Annotated in this window: 12 protein-coding genes; 3 read left to right on the forward strand and 9 right to left on the reverse strand. The window is 49.1% G+C overall.

Annotated features, from left to right (window positions below; all coding sequences use genetic code 11):
* Window positions 1-7 precede the first annotated feature (7 nt).
* Genes V8F51_RS20175 through V8F51_RS20185 form a run of 3 tightly spaced genes read right to left on the reverse strand, consistent with a single transcriptional unit; the run spans window position 8 to window position 5,039 of the window.
* A complete protein-coding gene (locus tag V8F51_RS20175; RefSeq protein WP_337102216.1) occupies window positions 8-2,473 on the reverse strand; it encodes a hypothetical protein in 2,466 nt (821 codons plus the stop codon).
* Complete coding sequence (locus V8F51_RS20180; RefSeq protein WP_337102217.1) at window positions 2,470-3,912, reverse strand: L-fucose/L-arabinose isomerase family protein; 1,443 nt, start codon at window positions 3,910-3,912, stop codon at window positions 2,470-2,472. The genes V8F51_RS20175 and V8F51_RS20180 overlap by 4 nt, the downstream gene beginning before the upstream one ends.
* A 26-nt stretch (window positions 3,913-3,938) precedes the next feature.
* Window positions 3,939-5,039 carry a GDSL-type esterase/lipase family protein gene (locus tag V8F51_RS20185; protein ID WP_337102218.1) on the reverse strand — a complete coding sequence of 367 codons (1,101 nt, stop codon included), beginning with the start codon at window positions 5,037-5,039 and terminating at the stop codon, window positions 3,939-3,941.
* Between the two features lie 291 nt (window positions 5,040-5,330).
* Between V8F51_RS20185 and V8F51_RS20190 the strand changes: the two genes are divergently transcribed.
* Together V8F51_RS20190 and V8F51_RS20195 are read left to right on the forward strand one after the other, a co-directional pair.
* Window positions 5,331-7,712: an AraC family transcriptional regulator gene (locus tag V8F51_RS20190; RefSeq protein ID WP_337102234.1), complete on the forward strand. Its 2,382-nt coding sequence runs from the start codon at window positions 5,331-5,333 to the stop codon at window positions 7,710-7,712.
* 17 nt (window positions 7,713-7,729) lie between these two features.
* On the forward strand, window positions 7,730-9,316 hold the full coding sequence (locus V8F51_RS20195) for a glycoside hydrolase family 3 protein (RefSeq protein ID WP_337102219.1): 1,587 nt from the start codon (window positions 7,730-7,732) through the stop codon (window positions 9,314-9,316).
* Between the two features lie 67 nt (window positions 9,317-9,383).
* Here the strand turns inward: V8F51_RS20195 and V8F51_RS20200 are convergent, their stop codons facing one another.
* From V8F51_RS20200 to V8F51_RS20220, 5 genes are all read right to left on the reverse strand, one after another.
* Window positions 9,384-10,436 (reverse strand): zinc-binding alcohol dehydrogenase, encoded by a 1,053-nt coding sequence (locus tag V8F51_RS20200; RefSeq protein ID WP_337102221.1) that lies wholly within the window; start codon window positions 10,434-10,436, stop codon window positions 9,384-9,386.
* Between the two features lie 93 nt (window positions 10,437-10,529).
* Entirely contained in the window at window positions 10,530-12,083 is a 1,554-nt protein-coding gene (locus V8F51_RS20205) for an extracellular solute-binding protein (protein ID WP_337102235.1), read from the reverse strand.
* A gap of 90 nt (window positions 12,084-12,173) precedes the next feature.
* Entirely contained in the window at window positions 12,174-13,082 is a 909-nt protein-coding gene (locus V8F51_RS20210; RefSeq protein WP_337102223.1) for a carbohydrate ABC transporter permease, read from the reverse strand.
* Between the two features lie 12 nt (window positions 13,083-13,094).
* Window positions 13,095-13,994: an ABC transporter permease gene (locus V8F51_RS20215; protein ID WP_337102224.1), complete on the reverse strand. Its 900-nt coding sequence runs from the start codon at window positions 13,992-13,994 to the stop codon at window positions 13,095-13,097.
* Between the two features lie 253 nt (window positions 13,995-14,247).
* Complete coding sequence (locus tag V8F51_RS20220; RefSeq protein WP_337102225.1) at window positions 14,248-16,950, reverse strand: glycosyl hydrolase family 95 catalytic domain-containing protein; 2,703 nt, start codon at window positions 16,948-16,950, stop codon at window positions 14,248-14,250.
* Window positions 16,951-17,115: 165 nt separating this feature from the next.
* On the opposite strand from V8F51_RS20220, the gene V8F51_RS20225 reads away from it, so the two are divergent.
* Window positions 17,116-17,973, forward strand: coding sequence for an AraC family transcriptional regulator (locus V8F51_RS20225; RefSeq protein WP_337102226.1), 858 nt, complete (start codon window positions 17,116-17,118; stop codon window positions 17,971-17,973).
* Window positions 17,974-18,002: 29 nt separating this feature from the next.
* On the opposite strand, the gene V8F51_RS20230 is transcribed toward V8F51_RS20225, so the two are convergent.
* On the reverse strand, window positions 18,003-19,905 hold a 1,903-nt coding region (locus V8F51_RS20230; RefSeq protein WP_337102227.1), incomplete at its 5' end, for a glycosylhydrolase-like jelly roll fold domain-containing protein.

Raw genomic sequence — 19,905 nt, forward strand, 5'->3', positions numbered from 1 at the left:
TTCACCCCTACCATGAAATATCAATGTTCCCGCTAATTTGAGTTAATCGTATACGATCTCCTATTACTTTACCGGTTAAATCCAAATCTTGTTCGCCGAGCTTCACTTCCACGTTGCCCGCTTGCAGCTGTGCAAGAGGCGGATAAATGGTCAAATCGGCCTCGATCAGATTGTAAACGCTGATCGTACGGAATGTGCGGTTGCGCTTCTTTGGTGTTGGAACAGGCTGATTTTCCCTGCATGTGATGCGGGATGTTTGCTTTTGCTGAACAAACAGGCGGCATTCATCATGAAACGTTCGATCCAGTGCATAAGCAGCCGTACCTTCGCCGATCATAGCGGTCTGTCCGACGATAAGCGGAGCGCCATCGGGAAACTGAAGCCGAAGCCCGACTGACGTATCCTGCTTGCAGCCGGTTAGGATAAACGCGTTGTCATGCCTTGTGATGAACAGCAATGCCGATTCGGAGGCCGCATCTTCCTTCGACTGGTACAAAGAATAATCAAATTGTTGCAGGAGATAGCGCACGAATTGGGATGAATCCACAAATTCCTTTTCCTGTCGAACCGGTAAATGCGTTACACCCGCGATTTGGAACGGCAGCGAGCCGCGCACCCACCCGACTTTGCCGCCGTCCCATTCAGGTAAAGCTCTAGTTAGCGCAAATACGCGCTCTAGTCCCGACTGATTCGCGCTTGCGTGCACGAGCGTATTGCGATCCGCTAGATCGTCCACGACTTCGCCTAACCCACCGCTTGAAATGTGCGAGTGATGGAACAATTTATATTGACCGTCTCCGCTTGCATGCTCCTCGTTCTTGATCGAATCTCTTGGCAAGGCAAGGCTAACGGAAAAAGCACCTTCAAGCTCCTGCTCGTATCCGAGATTCAACAGATTGCGCAGCTCCGGATCTTCGACAGCACCGTAAAAAACGATCTTTCCTCCGTTACGGACATACTCGATGATTCGCTGCGCCTTCTCCCCTTTGATCCAAAAAGCCGACGTAAATAAGATCGTATCTTGAAGCTTAAGGACGGCATCGTCGTTCATCGCGAAAAAGTCATCCGTGCTGACAACCGTATTGAGCGGCAAGCCTTGATTAATCGCATTGCGCACAAACCAATCATGGAAGAAAGCGTCGCTCGAATGCTCGTCTGTCTCGGCCATTGCTTCATGCAGCTCTCGAAACGGGTACAACCACGTTAAAATCCCCGGCTGATCGGGTGCGTATTTGAAAGCCCTCTTAATATGAGGAATAACCTCCATCGGAATATCTTCATCCAGCTCGCCTTTTTCCGAGTCGATGGTCAATATTTGTACAATTCCTGGGCTCTCTAATCCCCCCTCCTTATTAACCCGAGCAACGGTGAGAGGGCAATAAATATCATGCGGCTCCCGATCGTACAAATCCCACCACGGATTTTGCCAGAACCATGGATCATTGGCGTAAAAGCGGAACAGGTAGGTCTGACTCGGGAGCATGGCTATACGCGACATATAGCCCGTGAGCTCCAATCCGAAATCATAGTTAAGGGCTCCCCAAGGCGAGTTTGGCGGCGGAATTTCAACATAGTTTCGCTCATACAGATCCAGCAAAGGAATACAGTCTTTGGCCAGATCCATGCCTGTACCGTAGTTGGTCCCTCTGATCTCCGTCCGATAATCCGGGCACTCTTGCTTGAATATTTCCCAGAACGACAGCATCTTGGACGATAGCTCCCCGTACGCTACCTTCGCAAGCTGCTTGCCATCGTAATTAGCGCCCAGATACGTCCAGGGAAAGTACGACAGCGCGAATCCGTTGGAAAACCAAATATAATCGAATCCTAGCGCCGGCAGAAAGCTTGCGCACTGCCGCCCCAGAAACTCGCCAAAGGGCGTGTCTTCGGGAATGCCGCCAGGATAAGCCGCGTAAGCCACGTTATCTTCTTTCAGTTTCGACCAACCGCATACGACCGTATAATCCGCTTTCAACGAGATGAATTGCCCGTTCACTTCAGCGAGGTTGATTTCCGGATGCAGCTTATATTTGAAATCGGAGTAGGCAAATTCAGGTCCTGCGTCAAAAGTCGCTCCTACCTCCATGCGAATGCCGTAACGCTCAGCTGCAATTCTTTTGAAAGAGGCGATTATGAATTGCAAATCGCCGTAAGTGATCATTGCTGTTTCGCTGAGGTATGGCTGGCCGATTCGCGGATCGGTGTCCTCCTTAAGCTGGGCGAAAAATTGCTCATTGGCGTATCCGATATAGCGAGCCCATTCAATCTCGCGCTGCATGTCGCCATCCCAGACTAGAATCTCGCTTCCGTCGGCGACCCATAACAGCATGGAGCAGCCCTCCGCCATGCCGATCAGAGGAAGCCACTGACGGATGGCCTCCGCACATACCGCTTCGATGGCTTCTGGCGCCATACTCTTGAAAGGCTTCAGGCTCATTTCCAGCGTGACTCTTTGCAAGGCAGGCGTTGTCATATGACTTCCACCTCAATGCCGAGCACCTTGGCAACATTGCGGATCTTGGAGCTCACATGCCCCACGCCAAGCGCAAAGTGATGCGTAGGACCTGCCGAGCACCATTTTTCCACGAATTCCGAAACGCTGTAATTAAATTTACAGCGAGTATTCGTATTGCCGGTTTGCGGAATTTCGCCTTTGATGGATTCGCCTTCCGCGGCGATCATTTTGTATTTGCCGTTAGCCGTTTGCGAAATGCTGAGCAACGTAACGGGTCCTGATTTGATGCTGAACTCTACGCCGATGCCTGATCCGCTTTTGCCATGGAACAAATCCAATCCGCGAATGATCGGCTGACCGTCGCTAATCTTGATATTATGAGGGCCGTCATGCCCGACGAGTACAATATCGTCGACGAAGTCGCAAGGGTGCAGCTCCGCGAACGAACCCCCTGCGTCCAGACGATCCATAATCAACATCGCTGCGCATGTCTTCAGATCGGCTTCGCCGGCAAGCGGTACGCCTTTGCCTGTCAACAGCGAGTTGCCGAGCACCATATTCGATCCGATCCGTTCATATTCATTATTGTCGAGCCCCCGGTAATAATAGGCCAGGCCCGTTAACCCGTATTCTACGATCAGCTTATCCAGCCCGACCGCAACCTTAGCCGACCAATCGAGATCCTCTTGCTTGATCGGTCTTGTCACCGGATCGATGAAAGGATCGGATATTTTGAATACGCTTTTGATTTCATCTAATTTATCAGCCGTTTCTTTGGCCGTCACACCGCTGACCAGCTTGGCCAAATCGCACATTTCGAGCATTTGCACATGCGAACCGAAGGAAGCCGTAAAAGCCGTCGGATCGGAGTTCATATCATACATACCCTCGTAGGTATGGCCCAAATAGCCGATCTTTGCGTATTTGAATGCTTTTTGCGCATTGGCGACCAGGCACCAGTCCTTTAATTCCTTCTTCGCGCGTTCATCGTCATAGAGCGTTCCTACGATCATCCCCGCCGCTGGTTTTCCCGCTCGCACGAGCACGCCGCCTATTTCGGGAAGGGAACAAATATTATCGTTAACCAACTGCATATAGGTCGTCGTATTGCGATAATCGAGACGCTTTCTCGGCTGCAAGGCGACAAGCACCGTTGGAACGGACAAGTTCAGGATCGGAGTAGCCGCCGTCGATGACGTCACGTAGGTGCTAAGAAAGCAGAACAGGAAATCAACGTTCTGGCTCTTCAAATAAGACGAGGCAGCGAAAGACTTGTCTACGCCATCGACAAAGCCCGCCGACACCACCTCGACGTCTTGCCCCCGAAGCATTTCCTCGAAATCGCGGCCGTAGCCCTCGAGCTCCTCTTTTAATCCCGGGAATTGCGCCCAATACGGCTCATGCCCCACTGTTATTACGCCGACGCGCGCTTTTGCCTTTTGGAATATATGACTCATTCCCCTTCATCCCCCATACTTGAATTTTAAGATCTCACGATTCCGATTAGCGCCAAATGAAAATTCGTCCCTGTGCAGTCCGCTCTATTGCCGTGGACGACTTCCAGTTCAACATGATGCTGCTTTTCCTCCAGGTCGTTCGCGATCCAATAAATATGGAACCAGCCTCCGTCTTTGCACCAATCAGGCCGATCGCGGCAAGAAGCGACCGCTGGGCCGCCGTCCAGCTTATAGGTGAATTCCGCTGACTTTTTGCCAAAATCGAAGGCTAACGCAAGCCCGCTTCCAGTAAACGAAAAGGATAGCTTCGCGCCGACCGCAGAAGTGCTCAGAAGGTGATCCACCCAAGGCATGTGAGCCCTGGCGCGTCTAATCATCCATGGTCCTTCCAGCTGAACCTCGTCGAAGGAGAGCGTATCCGCTTGCCCCCAATGATTAACGTTAAGCGGAGCCCCGAGCGTGTTATCGATTGCGCCGCGCTCCATATCGAGATCCGTTAGCAATTCCTCTTCCAGATAAGCAATGACACACTGACCATAACTCAAACTGCCTCGATGTTTAGGATGAAGTCCATCAGGCAGCCACTCGTCCCAAGTCATCCGGCCCAGCCTCACTTCCTGCCAGGCATGCTGTCCGACCCAAACCGCGCTGATGCCATAATGCTCCGCTAACTCTTCGTACTCGGCGATGCTGGCAGGAACCTTCCCCCGAGTCATGTCCTCGTACATTTTCTGACAGTAGGTATAGACGAATACGAGCTCGCTTCGTCCGTCCGCCAGCAGCTTGCGGATTAATCCCTCTCTCGCTCTCATTCGATGCTCGGATGGCGTCATGTAGTCATTGACGGCAAACTCAATGAAAATCAGATCGCATCGATGATTGATCAAGTCCCGCTCCGCGCGGAACACAGCCAAGTCGCTGCCCGTCGCGCCTATCGCCGCATTCTCTACTTTGATGCGTGCGCGAGGAAACGATTCCACAAACCAACGCGCGACCGGCTCCGGCCAATTCGGCATCATACTGCCGTCTTCCGTAATCGATCCGCCAATGAAACCCAACGTCAATTGCCCCGCTTGCAGCTTGCTTCTTACTTGCGTTAAACGTTTTCGATGCTGTATGGTGTCCATTTTGCATTCATCTCCGCGTGAATTTCGACTATGACGAGCCCACTGTGCCGGCAGCCAAATCGTTAGTTTAAAATTAGCCAACGCACGCTGGAATGTATACTGCTAAATACGTCGAAACCTCTAATAAATGTAGCGATGCTACCGTGTAGATCCGGTTCAAATCATGATCCTATTCGCCCGGCAACTCTTTGATTTATGTTCGTAACTATGAGTTTCGCCATTCATATTTACATTTACTTTTATATAAGCTATTCTCACTTCTACAAGACCTGGAAGGAGCAAAGATCTTTGATGAAACTAAACCGCTTATTTGCCTCCAAAAGCTTTCTTTTGAAAATCGTCTTGTGGATCAGCGCATCCGTTCTATTCATCGTCGGGATTCTGTCCGTCATCATTTATTTGAATGCGCAAAACTTAATGATTAAGAAGGAATCGGACAACAGTAAAAAACTGCTGCTTCAAGTCAAATACAATACGAATTTGATGAATGAAACGATGAGTCGGCTTACGCAGTCTCTCTATATCAATAACGACATTACTTCCATCATGTACGCGGAGCAGGAAAATATGGTCGACGTCATCATACGCCTTAACAATGTCGTCAACGCGTTAACTTCCTCTTATCCCTACATTCATTCCATCAGTGTATATAATCGAAGCCTTGATCAATTTTACAATGCAGGTTCCCCCATTTTTTTCGATGATCCGCAATTGTTGGCGTTATTCCAATCCAATGAGCTGCTGCCGAAATTAAAGCCCATTTATCGCGATATTCACAAAGTCGTAAATGAAACGAACAAGAGCGAACGCGTTCTTTCCTATTTCATGTATGAAACCTCAACGAACGATGAAAATCCGAACGGCGCTCTCGTTATCAATGTCCGGCCGGAATGGCTGCTTGGCAACATTAAGCAGATTAATATGGTGGATCGGCAGCAAGGAAACAATATCTATCTCCTGGATCAGCAGGGCGACTATATCGATGTGGACGAAAGCCAAGAACATACGGAGAAGTTAAACTGGTTGAAGGCCGAGGTTGAAAGTCACGCCAAAAAAGCTTCATCTTCGGAAACCGAAAGCTCGTTTAAAAGCAAGTACATGGACACGCAGTATTTAATCACCTACCTGTATCTCGAGAGCATCGACATGACGTTATTGAAGATTCAGCCGACCCTGGAAGTGTACGGCTATATCCAAGGATTTAAGACGAGCATTATCTTTATTACGCTCATTTTCCTTGTAATGGCTGTTGTCATTTCCGTCAGTATTTCCCGTAAAATTTATAGCCCTATTGGCAATTTAGTGCAAACCATATCATCCGGACGCCTTCATAAATTCGAGCAAAGAGGAAAAGGCGACGAAATATCCTATTTGGATGATGTATATAAGCAGTCCATGGAGAAATTGAAGCTTTATGACAAACAAATTTACCAATACGGGGATGTGATGAAGCACTACTGGTTGAACCGCATACTGACAGAAAATTTGAAATGGGATCACGCCGAGCTGGAAAGTATTTTTCATGAAATGAAAATCAACTTGCCCTTGGACCAGTCCTATGCGGTTCTGCTTTTGAAAATAGACAACTATAAAGACTTCCAGAGAAGCTTTTCTTCCAAAGATAAGGAAACGATTCGCTACGCGATGATCAACATCGCATCGGAATGGATTTCACGAGCCTATATTAATGAAGGGCTTGATTTAAAGGATGATCACGTCGTTCTGATCCTTAGTATTCCTCAAGAGCATGAGCACTTCGAAACCCACGTGACTTCATTCATTCAAGAAGCCCAACAATTTGTTCACCAGTACTATAAAATTACGTTTACCGCTTCGATCAGTCCGATATCGAATACGATTGACTCGTTGCAGACTCTCTATATTAAAGCGCTTGATCAAACCGTATACCGCTTTATGTATGGCCATAATTGCATTCTCGATACCAAGCAATTGCTCCTCAATGAAAACAATCCAAAAACGGGATATGCCAAAAATCTTGAAACCCACTTACAGGATGCTCTTCGCAAACGTAGCTTAGATGACATAGAGGACGCTATGAAACGGCTGTTCGACGATATGAGTAAGCTCAGTTATTATAATGCGCTTGCATCGACGTTCCGGCTATTGGAAACGACCAAGAAGACGTTGGAAGCCAGCCCGGATGCGGCAACGTCCTCTCTTCTTATTGATTTATCGAGCTTTTCCCTTCAGATCATGGAGAAAGAGACATTGAACAGCATCCATGAAACGATCTTTGGCGCGATTAAACAATCTTTGCATTCGAAGCCGGAAGGTACAACCAATAAAGTCAATCATTACGTCGTAGTAACGGTAACCGAGTATATCGAGACCCATTTCCAAGATCCTTCTCTCTGTTTGGCATCCATTGCATCCATTATGAAAATATCCCAAAGACGTCTAGCAAATCTCTTTAAAGACGCCATGCATGTATCCATTGCTGACTATATAAATGAAACAAGGCTGGCCAAAGCAGCTGAGTACTTATCCGAAAATGAAAATAGCGTCCGTGAAATTGTAGAAAAGGTAGGGGTTCTAAACGAAACCTATTTCTTCAGCTTGTTTAAAAAGCATTTTGGCATAACCCCCAAAGAATACGCATTAAAAAACAATGCCAAACAATTAAAAATGCCAAAAGGCGAGTTAGAATCCTAAACAAAGGGGACTTATCCATGAAGTACAAAATAAATCAATCGGAAACCGCAAAGAGCTTGGTAGAAACCTTTTCATTCCGGCAATTATTGAACCAAGTATGCTGCCCGACCTATGGCATGGTCGGCAAGGAGCGGCTAGAAGAGTTCGGGGCGATGTTCTTTCATCCCATGGAACGGGCAGAATTGCAGCAAATCATCGAGCGTTTCCGAAACTTCTGCAGCATCCCTCCTTTTATCGTTAGCGATCTCGAATGCGGTCCCGGCAATATGATCGTAGGCGCGACGAAATTCCCTTATATGATGGGGCTCAGCCAGACCGATTCGTCGGAGCTCGCTTATGAAGTCGGCTGCAGTACCGCGATAGAAGCCGGAGAGCTTGGCTACAACTGGACGTTCTCGCCGGTCGCCGACTTGGCTGCAGATCCCGACAGTCCGGTCGTAAGCATACGAAGCGCAGGCAAGAACCCCGAACAAGCGATCAAGATAGCCGGGGCTTATATGACCGGACTGCAGGATCATGGAATGATGGCTACGATTAAGCACTTCCCGGGCGACGGTTACTCCTCCTGGGATCAACATCTGACGACGCCTGTCCTTCCGCTGGACGCGGATGCGTGGAGAAACGGGCCAGGACGCGTATTCCAAACCCTGATCAATCAAGGCGCGATGACGCTAATGCCTGGGCATATTGCGTTTCCCGCCTTTGACGAACCGGATGATCGCGGGCTGTATCCGCCTGCTACCGTATCGAAAAAGCTGCTGATTGATTTGCTGAGAAAGGAGATGGGCTTTGAGGGGCTGGTCGTGTCGGACGCGATTGAAATGGGCGGCGTTGTCGGCTTCATGAACTACTATGATGCTTGCGCGGCGGCACTTACCAATGGCTGCGACATGCTGCTGTTTCCAAGAATGGACGAGCGTTTCTACGTCGAGATGGAGAATCGATTCCTTAGCGGCAGCTTGTCTCTAGAGACGCTCCGAGATCGGGCATCCCGGATCGTGTCGCTCAAGGAGCAATTCGGCCTTTTCCAAGACTCGCGATCCGCTCCCAATAAGCTGTCACCGGATAAGGCATTGCACGCGGCATTAGCAGAAACCATCACGAAACAAAGCATTACGCTCGTTAGAGATCGGGCAAGCTTGCTCCCCTACCCCCTGCTGCCGGACACGAAAGTATTGCATGCCGTCATTATGAACAATCACGAGCGTTATGGGGAGCTATGTGAAAGGATGAAACGGGAGATCGGCCGCTATTCCGATTCGGTGGATCAATGGATCGATCCGGGTCCCGACGCCTTGTTCAAGGCCGTTGCCGACAAATCGTACGATGTCATCATTTGCTCCATCGGCAGCCGCCTTAGCTACGGGCTGAATGTCGTTCGGCTGCACGACGAAGTAGCAAGAAACATGATGGGCGGCTGGACAAAGTTCGATACCCCGATTATTTTCGTTTCCCACTTCCATGCTTTCGTTCATAAGGAATACGAAGCTTCGATCGACACAATCGTGAACACCTACGGAGACATCGACTGCACAGCCGAATACCTTCTGCAGGCCATCACAGGGAAAATACCGATCAATAGAGAGCTGGTTGCCCACGATTAATCCAATTAAAAGGCCGAACATCTTAACAGATCAATCTGTTAGCTGTTCGGCCTTTTTCCTCTAACAATTATAGAGTCCAATCAAATACGACGGAGAAAATATCATTAGGATTTAAACGCAACTGTTCGTATGCGGATGCTGCTTCCGTATAAGGGACAACGCGATCGATATAAAGCCGGGGATCAATCGATTTACTCCGAATGGCCTCCACGGCATTCAACCGATCCTCGTTCCCCCGGTCGCCGGGCATGAGAAGAAGAACCCCTTCCGAATTCAAATCTGTCCTTGGATCAAGGCTTAGTTTCTCTATGTAAGTGCCTTGATACACAATGCGCGGCCAATGACCGACAATACCCGAAATCGGGTTCACATAATACGTTTTCGGATCCCGATACACATTTGGCGTTTTGCGAATCAGCTTGTGAGCAAGCGTTACGCCCTGCGCGGAGCCTGAAGCTTCAATAATAAGGTTAGCACCGCCGTCACAATAAGCGAGTATACGCTCCAACGCATCCGGATCAGAGGCCTGAACGCAAGCATGCACGCCGTAACTCAAGGAACGGGTAAGTCTAGACTCCGATAAATCAACAACAATTACCCGACAACCCTGACTGACGAGAAGACCGGCGGAGAAAGCTCCAATTATCCCTTGCCCGATAACCACCGCACATTCATCGCGCTGCGGCTGCGCCGCCGTAACGCCTCGCAAGCTGATAGCCGCCACTTGACTAACGACGTAGTCCAAGGGATCGGATCCTTTTGGCAACAGAATGGGCTTATCATCCGCTCCAACCAGATGCATACTAGCCTGCCCTCCCCACCACGAATAAATGTCCTTCGGACCTGATTGCGGATTGTAGCTCAGAAGGTCGCCAACGCGGTAACCCTTTACATTCGCGCCTATTCGAACCACCTCGCCGACAGCCGCATACCCGGGGATTAAAGGAAATTTATCGGAAGCGCCATAATGACCGCCTAGGACGCGGGTTTCCGTTCCGCTTGAAACAAAGGTATAGCGCGTTTTTACAAGCATTTGATTGTCATTCATCTCAGGCAGCGTAAAGGTACCGAAGCCCACCTTGTTAATCCCTTCGAATACGATTGCATGAACAGTCGTCATAGCCGTTTTCCTCCCTTTAGCAACAAAACGAAGATCCGTAGACCTTCGTTTCGTTGTCCCGCCGAGTAACGAATAACCCGACCCCATTTTCAATTACTGGTTTTGCGATTTCCACGCGTCGAGCTGCGTCTGAGCTTCGGCTTTAATTTTGTCCAAGCCGGCATCTGCCAAACGTTTCTTCATGTCTGCCAAGAATGCATCATAATCCGTCATTGCGCCCGTGATTAGAATCGGAAGCAATTCCGCGTATACCGCATTTACTTGCACGATTTCCGATTTGACGTTTTCGCCATTGAACAAGAATCCGAGAATTGCCGATGTTTTTGCTTCATCGTTATTTTTTTGCATCAACTCCAGAGATGCCTTGGAGTTCCAGCTGGAATCCCACTGATCCCAGAGAGGCCCGAGCCAGTTATGCCATATCGCCCAAGTTTGTTCCGCTCCGCTTTTCGCCTCGATGGATATGGCGTCCGTCCCGGCACCCGATTTGACGGTATAGTTCTTTCCTTCCAGCCCGAATGCGAGCGTGTTGGAAAGCTGCTTATCCTTCCAGACGGCATTGAGCAGTTCCATAGCTCTTTCCGGATTTTTCGACGTCTTGCTGATGGCCGTTGCCGCTCCGACCATATTGCTTGTTGAGATGATCGGATAATAGACAAGCGATTCCACGGTCGGGAAACCAAACAGCGCCGTCGATTTCGAGCCATCCTCCGTATAACCGCCCGAATCGCGCATGACCGCATATTTGCCTGATTTAGCTTCAGCAGTGAAGTCCGTTTTGACGGCGGCATCTTTGGCTACGTAACCTTTCAAATAATAGTCATGCATCGTGCGGTAATTGTCGACGTATTGAGGAATGTCGGTTTCGAACACGAGTTTGTTACCAATTTCATCATAACGAATCCCTTTCGTTACGATGGTATGGTCGGCAATAAAATCACCCGCTGCCGAAACGGTTTTCGTGACCAGCAATGGCGTTATCGTAGGCTCATTCTTCTTGATCGTCTCTAAATAAGGCTCAAGATCTTTGAGATTTTTTATTTGCTTGTAATCCACATTGTACTTCTCCACCAAATCTTTTTTGAATACAATGCCTTGCGGCGTCGTAAACGGCGACTGGGAGGGAACCGCCATGATTTTCCCATTATACGTGACCGCTTTCCAAGCGCGTTCATCCACCTTGGCGAGGATATCCTGTCCATATTCCTTCAAGAGATCATCGAGCGGAAGGAATGCGCCTTTCTGCACGTTCGTATCGATCGGATTCGTCCAGTTGGAAGTAAAGACAAGATCGTATTTTTCGCCGGAGGCAGACATCAATTTCATCTTGTCTTCCCAGCTTGCCGCGTCGATAAAGGTAAAGTGCAGATTCGCGTTCACGGCTTCTTTAATCGCTTTATTCGCTTCCGCTTCAATAGCTTCTTGATCGTTCATCGTATCGATCGGCTTCCGCATATACCAACTAATATCCACAAACTCTTTCGTTGGCTCGGCTGTCTCGGTCGGCTCCGGTGCTGCTGTACTCGTATTCGTGGCATTCGGTGCTTCATTGTTGTTACCCGAGCTGCATCCGCCAAGAACCACGGAAACAACCATTCCCATCGCAATCATGCTGCTTACGGTTTTCTTTGTCTTTTTATTACCCATTCTCACAAACATACCTCCCTAAAATATTATAATGTTATCTATAAAACAGACACATGATAGAGGATCCATGCGCTGGAAAACCCATTTTCGCTACCCTTTTACGGATCCGACCGTCAGGCCTTGCACGAAATACCGCTGAAAGAAAGGAAAGATGACCAGCATCGGTCCTGCGGCAAGAATACACATCGCCATCCGCGCGCTTAAGCTCGGTACTTGCTGCCCTGGCTTAACCAGACCGTATTGAATCGCTTCCGCGCTATTCAAGAACTCCATGTTGCGCAGCACTCGAATGAGCAAATATTGCAGCTTCATCTTATTTTCATGATCAATGTACAACAAGGTCAGCCACCAATCATTCCAGTATTGCAACACCAGAAATAAGCCGAGTGTCGCCAATGCCGGTTTACTAAGGGGAAGCACGATTCGCGTGAAAATGGTAAACTCGCCCGCGCCGTCTATTTTGGCTGATTCGAATAAGGCGTCAGGCAGCGTTTGCAAGAAACCTCTCATTAACAACACATGCCAGCCTGTGATGAGGAAAGGGAGAATAAGCACCAACAAGTTATTTTTCAAATCCAGCCAGCTGACCATCAAAATATAGGAAGGAACCAACCCGCCCTGAAACAGCATCGTAAAAAATACATAAAAGGAGAGCTGCTTGCGATAGGCATAATCTTTCCTGGAAATCGTGAAGGCGAAGCTTGTCGTAATCCACAGCCCTGCCGCAGTCCCAATTAGCGTTGTATAGATCGTCACCATATACGAATTGAGCAAGACGGCAGGATTATGGAGAATGACGCGATACGCCGATAAATCGAACTGCTTCGGCACAATGGAATAGCCCGAGATGAGGATATCCGTTTCATTTTGGAAGGAGGTTCCTATAATGACTAGAAAGGGATACAAGCAAGCGATACATACAACAATGAAGATAGCATGAATAATCCATTTGCTGAGCATAAAGGGTGAACGGGAGTTTGATATCCGCGGTGTCGTCATGTGGCATTCTCCTTAAAATAATGAATTTTCGCGATTGATTTTCCTTACGATATAATTCGTCAATATAACCAAGGTGAAACCGACCGTAGATTGGAAGAAACCAGCAGCCCCGGCCATGCCGATATCGCCCATATCGACCAGCGACCGATAAACGAAGGTGTCGATGACGTCAGTCGTCGGATACAGTGAAGTTGAATTCAGCGTTACATTATAAAACAATCCGAAATCGCTATAGAAAATCTTACCGATTTGAAGAATGACCATCATAATGATAATCGGTTTAATCATCGGAATCGAAATTGATATCGCCTGCCGCAGCTTGCCTGCGCCGTCTATTTTGGCCGCTTCGTAATACTCTGCATCCACGCTCATCAGCGCCGCATAATAGATGACCGCGCCATACCCAAGTCCTTTCCATACCGCTACGATAATAAGAATAAAGGGCCAATATTTCGGCTCGTTATACCACATGACCGGCCCTATTCCCAGCAGCTCCAATCCCTTGTTAAGAACGCCGTATTCCATATCCAGCAGCGCTCGGAAGGCAAACCCCGCTACTACCCATGAGATGAAATAAGGAATGAACAACACGGTCTGGTAGGCCTTTACGAATCGCTTGCCAATCTCCCGAAGCATCAGCGCAAAGGCGACTGAAATCATCGTGCCTAACGCAATGAACGCCATATTGTAGAGCAGTGTGTTTCTCAGCACGCGTTGCAGGACATCGCCTTTAAATAGAAACTGAAAATTGTCAAAGCCTATCCAGGGGCTGTTCCAGATCCCAAGATCATATTTGTAATCTTTGAAAGGAAGCAATAACCCGTAAAGCGGTACATAATCAAATAAGAACAAAAGCGCAATGCCCGGAAGTGCCAATAAGGTTAAACCGAAATTCTTTTTAAATGTTCTCATGTACCTGCCCCTTCTTGTTGGAATGCCTGTAACGATTGCGATTGCTTTTGCGATAACCTAACTGTAGATAATTAAGCCCTCGATGTATATTATGAAAATTGCATTTTACTTGGAAAAATGACTAACTTGCCGGGGAACGGACTGCGATTCATGACGTTCTATTCGATAATCGTTCATAACAAATATATCCCCGTTAAAACAAACAACCCGGCTGCGTTTGGCAGCCGGGTTGCTTCTATATAAGGAGAGGCTTCTAACTAAATTCAACTGTGACGTCTTTTCCTTTACTCAACGTTAGCCTAACATATTTGCTTATTTCCCCTTCATGCACCTGAGTTTCCTCTCCCTCAACGATGACTCTCGTCCAAGGAACGCCTGCGCTTAAGCGGATGGTATTATCGTCAACACTTGAATGCAATATAGCTTTGGCAGTTCCGGTCGATAGATCCCAAGATAGCTGTTTCACCTCTACTTGAGTCCTTGCCATAAGTCCATCCATAGATCCCGATTGCCAATCAGAAGGCAAAGCCGGAAGCAGCTCGATTTCACCCGTGTTCGAGAATAGCAACGTCTCGTTTATTGAAGCAACGACGCCAAATGACGTATCGGTGCAATAGCAATGATTTCTGCGATTCGTATCATGGTCTGTCATTAAAGACGGGTAATAACCGGCTTCCGTCATCATGGGCAGCAGCGAAGATAATACGCCTTCGCCTTGTTTGAGCCGAGCGCTAACTAGCGCCTTGTGCATCCAGCCATGCCCCGCCGTCGCGTCCTTCGTATTGTACTTGTCTCTGTTCGCAAGCGCGATCTTCGCTGCTGTAGCGAGAGCTTTATTGTTTTGCGTTTCATAGGCAGGCCAAGCAACGTATAGATGGCTCAGATGGCGGTGGTTATTATTTTCCGTGTATTCATTCATCGCCCATTCACGCAAAGCGCCGTCCGCATCGTATTTATAATCAGGCAACAGATTCAAGAGCGCTTCCCATTTGGCAACGGCGGCTTCATAGCCTTCGCGCTTGACGGCTTTCTCCATCGTTATTACCATTAGCAATCCATCACGAGCAGCCGAAATGTCCATGGTAGCATTAGCCGTAATCGTGCTGTTATAGCCAATCGGATTATTTTCCGGCGAATAGGTCGGGATAATCATATACTTCTCGCCTGAATTTAACGTTTCTTTGCCGCTTTGATGGCAAGCATTGCCGTTCTTATCCGTGTAATATTCCGTCGTACATATCTGTTCCCAGAAGTTAGCCTGCTTCGTCAGGAGAGGAAGCAAAATATCTTTCTCCAATTCCAGATATCCCTTTCGCAATAGATCAGCGAATTCCTCAGCGGAAAGTCCCCCGTCATGGACGCTGAGCAGCGGCTGCAGCTCATGGATTCTCATCGCATCAACAATCGGGATTTGCCTATTGCCGTAGCATTGCCAGTATTCATAGATCGGCAGCAGACACCAGCTTGCTCCGGCATTCCAATATTCAAACGGATAATCGTTGTCGTATTCCGCATGCATGCCGCGGTCGCCGTCAGAGTTGACGGATACCTGTAGCGCATCATGCATCCCGTAAGCCACGCGGGCATTGTATGCGAAGTCCGGTACGTTTCGCAGGAAAAATGCGATATATCCCAACTGCGCCTGCGTCAGATGCCCCGTATTCATGGCCGCAACTTGCAAATTCACATTTGCGTCCAGGGTGTAGATGCCGCGCCAACCCGGATTCCATTCGCCGGTCCACATGCCGTACAAGCGAGGCGCGCTTGAGCCGCCGCAGCATATCATCGCATAGCGCCCCTGGTTGTATACCTGCTCCATAAAGGCATGGTTGATTCTCGTTACCGTTGCTTGTTGGTTATGAATCAACGCTAGATTATCCGCATGCTTGTCCATCTCATCGCCAGCTAACGAGAAACGGACGGCATTAAATTCAGCAGCATGCTGCTCGGCATGGGGAGCAAGGGCAGCGTAATACTCAAAACAGCCTTTAACATCTCTATACTTCTGCGCGACGGTGTTCGTATGCCGGAACAACTGCTCTACGAGAGCGTATTCCGTCTGTCCAGCAAAATCTTCGATACCGCCCATCTCATAAGTTCGATTGGATTGCGTAATGAGATACACGGCATCGGCATCTATAATTTGAATCGCCGGATTCTGTTCGCTGCCAACGTTCATCGTTTCATTCGTTTCAGCGAGCAGCACTCTTTTCTTCGTGCCGTTCACCACGAGCACCTGCGTTAACCCCGCATACCCTGCATGACTAAGCTCGCTGCCCGCATAAGACGGGTAATGCACGACTTGTGCAATATATTCCGCCTGCGGATCTACCAGCTTCTTATACTGAAGTGCCGTTACCTCAGAGGTACCGTTTCGGGCACGGCTCATATTCGAAATATCATCGATGGAGATCGTCATATTAATTTTGGTGCCGCTCACGGATTGCTCGATCTTCGTAATCGAAACATTGTCTGCTCTGGAAGTGAACGAGGCTCTCGTCCACCTGCCGAACTCATCGGTGTAACGCACGCCCGTCTCCGCCGTCTCATAATTCGTCCAGCGCTCATAGCCGGATACGCTTCCTCTATTTGTTGCATTCAACCTAAGCTGATGCCCGGGATGATAGCTGTAGAAGAACGTTCTGATTCGCGTCGAACCTCTCTCGTCCTTAATCTTCCATTGATCGTTTAGGTTAAACACATTCCATCTCGCATCGTCAAGCTGCTCCGTTAATTCATTAGGAATGAATCTCGGATCTCTCGACGGATAGTTGAACCACATATACTGAAAAATAAAACTGTCAGAGTAAGGCGAACCTGATGTAATATAACCGTTCTCTCCGTTGCCGCTAACCATACCGTCCCGCCAAGCGTATCCGGGGTTGGTAACCGGCACATCCGTATAGGTGCAAGTATAATTTCCTTTTCTGAACAAACGCGCAGTCGAAGTTGTCATCGTCTTATTTTCCCCGCTTCCCTAAGCTCATAGCATTTCGCTATAATTATATCGATACAAGCATGAAAACGTTATCGATTGAGACGACCAAAGGCATCCTCGAGGTGTCGCATTTTGGCAGAGGAGAACAAGGATATGAACCTCCCCCCCATTAACATCGGAAATATGGATATTAAGCTTGCGCTTGGCGGATTTGCGCTCAATGTCTTGTATGTGAAGTTCGGCTATTTCCATAGCTCGATGCGCGAACACAGTCATAGCCACGGCAGCTATGAGCTTCATTACATCCCTAGCGGTCAAGGTATACTGGTGGCGGATGGGGAGCGTTATCCCCTAATGCCTGGAACGTTGTTTATGACCGGACCTGATGTCGCGCATGAGCAGATTCCGGATCAGAGCGATCCTATGGCTGAATACTGTATCTTCTTCGAGGTTCTCTCCGGTGATTCCCAGCTAACCGCAAATAAAAACAGCACCCATAAGGATAATCTCCTGTCGGAATTGCTGGTCAACACGCCGTTCTGGATCGGTCCGGACAACGAAAATATGATGCCGTTGTTCCAAATGCTTGCAGACGAGCTGTCATCGAAGCGCCTCGGCTTTCATCACATGGCAACGAATATATTAGAAATGATCGTTACCCGAATGGTTAGGCAGTATACGGAGCGCCGCTCCTCTCTCATGGACGTTCCGGTGAAAACGTTGGATGACAGCAGACTGCTCACCATCGAGAACTGCTTCTTATATGAGTACTCTTCCATTACGCTAAAGCAGCTTGCGGACAAGCTGGGTCTGAGTACCCGCCAGACGGAGAGGACCGTACAAAAGCAATACGGCGTTTCCTTTAAGGATAAAAAACAGCAATCTCGAATGAGCGCTGCAGTCCAGTTACTTGCAGAAACCGACTTGTCTATTAGTGCCATTGCTGCAAGAATCGGATTTGCAACCTTGGAACAATTCAGTCATTCGTTCAAACAATATTATGGAATGACGGCTACCCAATACAGGTCCCGAAAAAAATAACATGGTTTCGTGCAAAGTCGCATTCGACGTTATAACTTTCCAAGGATGTCCAGTCTGACCGGACCCAGCAGCCCCGAGGTCAGATCGCCCCGATAGCGAGTCGGAATCGTCACATAATGATTGGCGAGCGTGTTGTACACCAGCACTTCCAGCGTGTTGACGCCGAGATTAAGCCACGGGGCAATATTTGCGGTCCATGGCGCCTGTACAATTGTTCGGACATGCTGACCGTTCACGCGGATCTCGGCGGTTGATGACACGGCCCCTAGATCGATCATGGCCATGCTGCCCTGCAGTTCATCGCCAGTCGGCCATTCGATGTCGCGCCGATACACGGCTCCGCCGGAGTAACAGGTTAGGCCGTCGATTGCCGACCAATCGCCAAGCTCGATGAATCCCGCTCCGCACTGCAATCGTATGGGCTCCGGCAACGCCGCCCCTCCATAATAAGGATTATCGTACCCGATACGAACGGCCACGAGACTCACCCCGTTTTCTTTTACTGTGGATGACGCTCGGAACGAGCAGCAGCCGCCCACTTGGGCGGGGTCACGGTCAACCGACCATTCCTTCCCGTTCACCCACACGCGAATATCCCCATGCGCGGAGACAATCTGCATCGCTTCAAGCCCGGGAGGAGCCGTGAAGCGATACCAGCCTGCAGCCGGCTTGCTTGCGCCGGGATAAGCGTCATAAGCCAAGACGGCAGGGTTGTTATGCCAGGACATAGCAAGCGGCAGCTCCTGCTTCCAATCGCCGGGAGCATCCGCGCGCTCGAATACGACATCCCCTCGACCGGCGCGACCATAACGAAGCAGCACCGTATTGACGCCTTCCTTAACCTTAAGCTGCTCTTGCGCTCCTTCGATCAACTCGCCGTTCAGCCATATTTTCTCAGGAGTAACGCCTCCGGCTCGCATTCGCACGCCTGTTCTGCCATCACCATAAAACGATGTCCACATGTAAGTAAGGCTGCCTTCTTCTATTTCATACCTTGTCCCCGTTAAATCGAATCTTGAACGGCCAATGGCGATAAAGTGATCCGTTATCTCGCCTTTCAGTCCATGGTAGCCCTGATGACCCGGGTCTCCTTCTATACCGTACCGCGTCGAATACGCATATGAATTCCATTCGTAAACCTTACCGCTCGCCTCAACCAAATGTTCTCCGGGCGCTTTCGTCATATGAACGAGTCTGCTTTCTAATTCATCACTGCAAGCAGCGACAGGAAGCGGTCCCAATTGCCACATAAAAGGTCCGTACCCGCAGGTCGCCTTCTCCCAGGAGGAATCATCAAATTCAGGCTGATGTCTCTCATTCTCATGTGGCGATCCACTACCCATCTCATAAGCGAACCGGAACTGGCGTGCTTCCGCTCCGATAACCCTTTCCTCGGGCGGCTGTCGGAAATCCCCGAACCGATTGTCCATCGTCGGCCTTAGTTCGAACGCCCATTTTCCATCCATGCTCAGCGATTGCAGCACTGCGCGGGACCGTATTCCCCCCTGCTCCGAATGCTTTCTCTCAGATGCTTGAACCCGCTTGTCGTCTGCAAACACAATTAATTGGATTTCCGTCCTGCCCAGCGGCAGCTTGATATACGTGCCCTCAGCCGTAACCCGTTCCGCTTGAAGGCTAGAAGCCGATCCATCCCACGGATTCCACAGCTCAATTGCGCCGTGACAACGGAAGAAGCATTCGATCCCACTCGATCCTCCATATACGGCATATATATCCCGAAAGCCGATTCTGCGATGCATTACATAAGGTACTGGCGATTCATCCTCTTCCATGAGACAAGCAAAATCACGCGGGAAAGCTTGGTTAATGGCCTCCTCCGCTTCCTCGTATGAATGCAACGTATAGGCGATCCCGCCTGACAGGCTCAACTGTGTCAGGCTTCCCCCTTGGTCGGCAGCCTCTGCTGCCGAC

The organism is Paenibacillus sp. YIM B09110 (assembly GCF_037167145.1).
GTDB lineage: Bacteria > Bacillota > Bacilli > Paenibacillales > Paenibacillaceae > Pristimantibacillus.

Coding starts and splice junctions, on each gene's coding strand:
- V8F51_RS20185 (WP_337102218.1), bottom strand. CDS start 5,039: ATGGACACCATACAGCATCGAAAACGTTTAACGCAAGTAAGAAGCAAG.
- V8F51_RS20190 (WP_337102234.1), top strand. CDS start 5,331: ATGAAACTAAACCGCTTATTTGCCTCCAAAAGCTTTCTTTTGAAAATC.
- V8F51_RS20215 (WP_337102224.1), bottom strand. CDS start 13,994: ATGAGAACATTTAAAAAGAATTTCGGTTTAACCTTATTGGCACTTCCG.
- V8F51_RS20225 (WP_337102226.1), top strand. CDS start 17,116: ATGGATATTAAGCTTGCGCTTGGCGGATTTGCGCTCAATGTCTTGTAT.
- V8F51_RS20195 (WP_337102219.1), top strand. CDS start 7,730: ATGAAGTACAAAATAAATCAATCGGAAACCGCAAAGAGCTTGGTAGAA.
- V8F51_RS20205 (WP_337102235.1), bottom strand. CDS start 12,083: ATGGGTAATAAAAAGACAAAGAAAACCGTAAGCAGCATGATTGCGATG.
- V8F51_RS20175 (WP_337102216.1), bottom strand. CDS start 2,473: ATGACAACGCCTGCCTTGCAAAGAGTCACGCTGGAAATGAGCCTGAAG.
- V8F51_RS20220 (WP_337102225.1), bottom strand. CDS start 16,950: ATGACAACTTCGACTGCGCGTTTGTTCAGAAAAGGAAATTATACTTGC.
- V8F51_RS20180 (WP_337102217.1), bottom strand. CDS start 3,912: ATGAGTCATATATTCCAAAAGGCAAAAGCGCGCGTCGGCGTAATAACA.
- V8F51_RS20200 (WP_337102221.1), bottom strand. CDS start 10,436: ATGACGACTGTTCATGCAATCGTATTCGAAGGGATTAACAAGGTGGGC.
- V8F51_RS20210 (WP_337102223.1), bottom strand. CDS start 13,082: ATGACGACACCGCGGATATCAAACTCCCGTTCACCCTTTATGCTCAGC.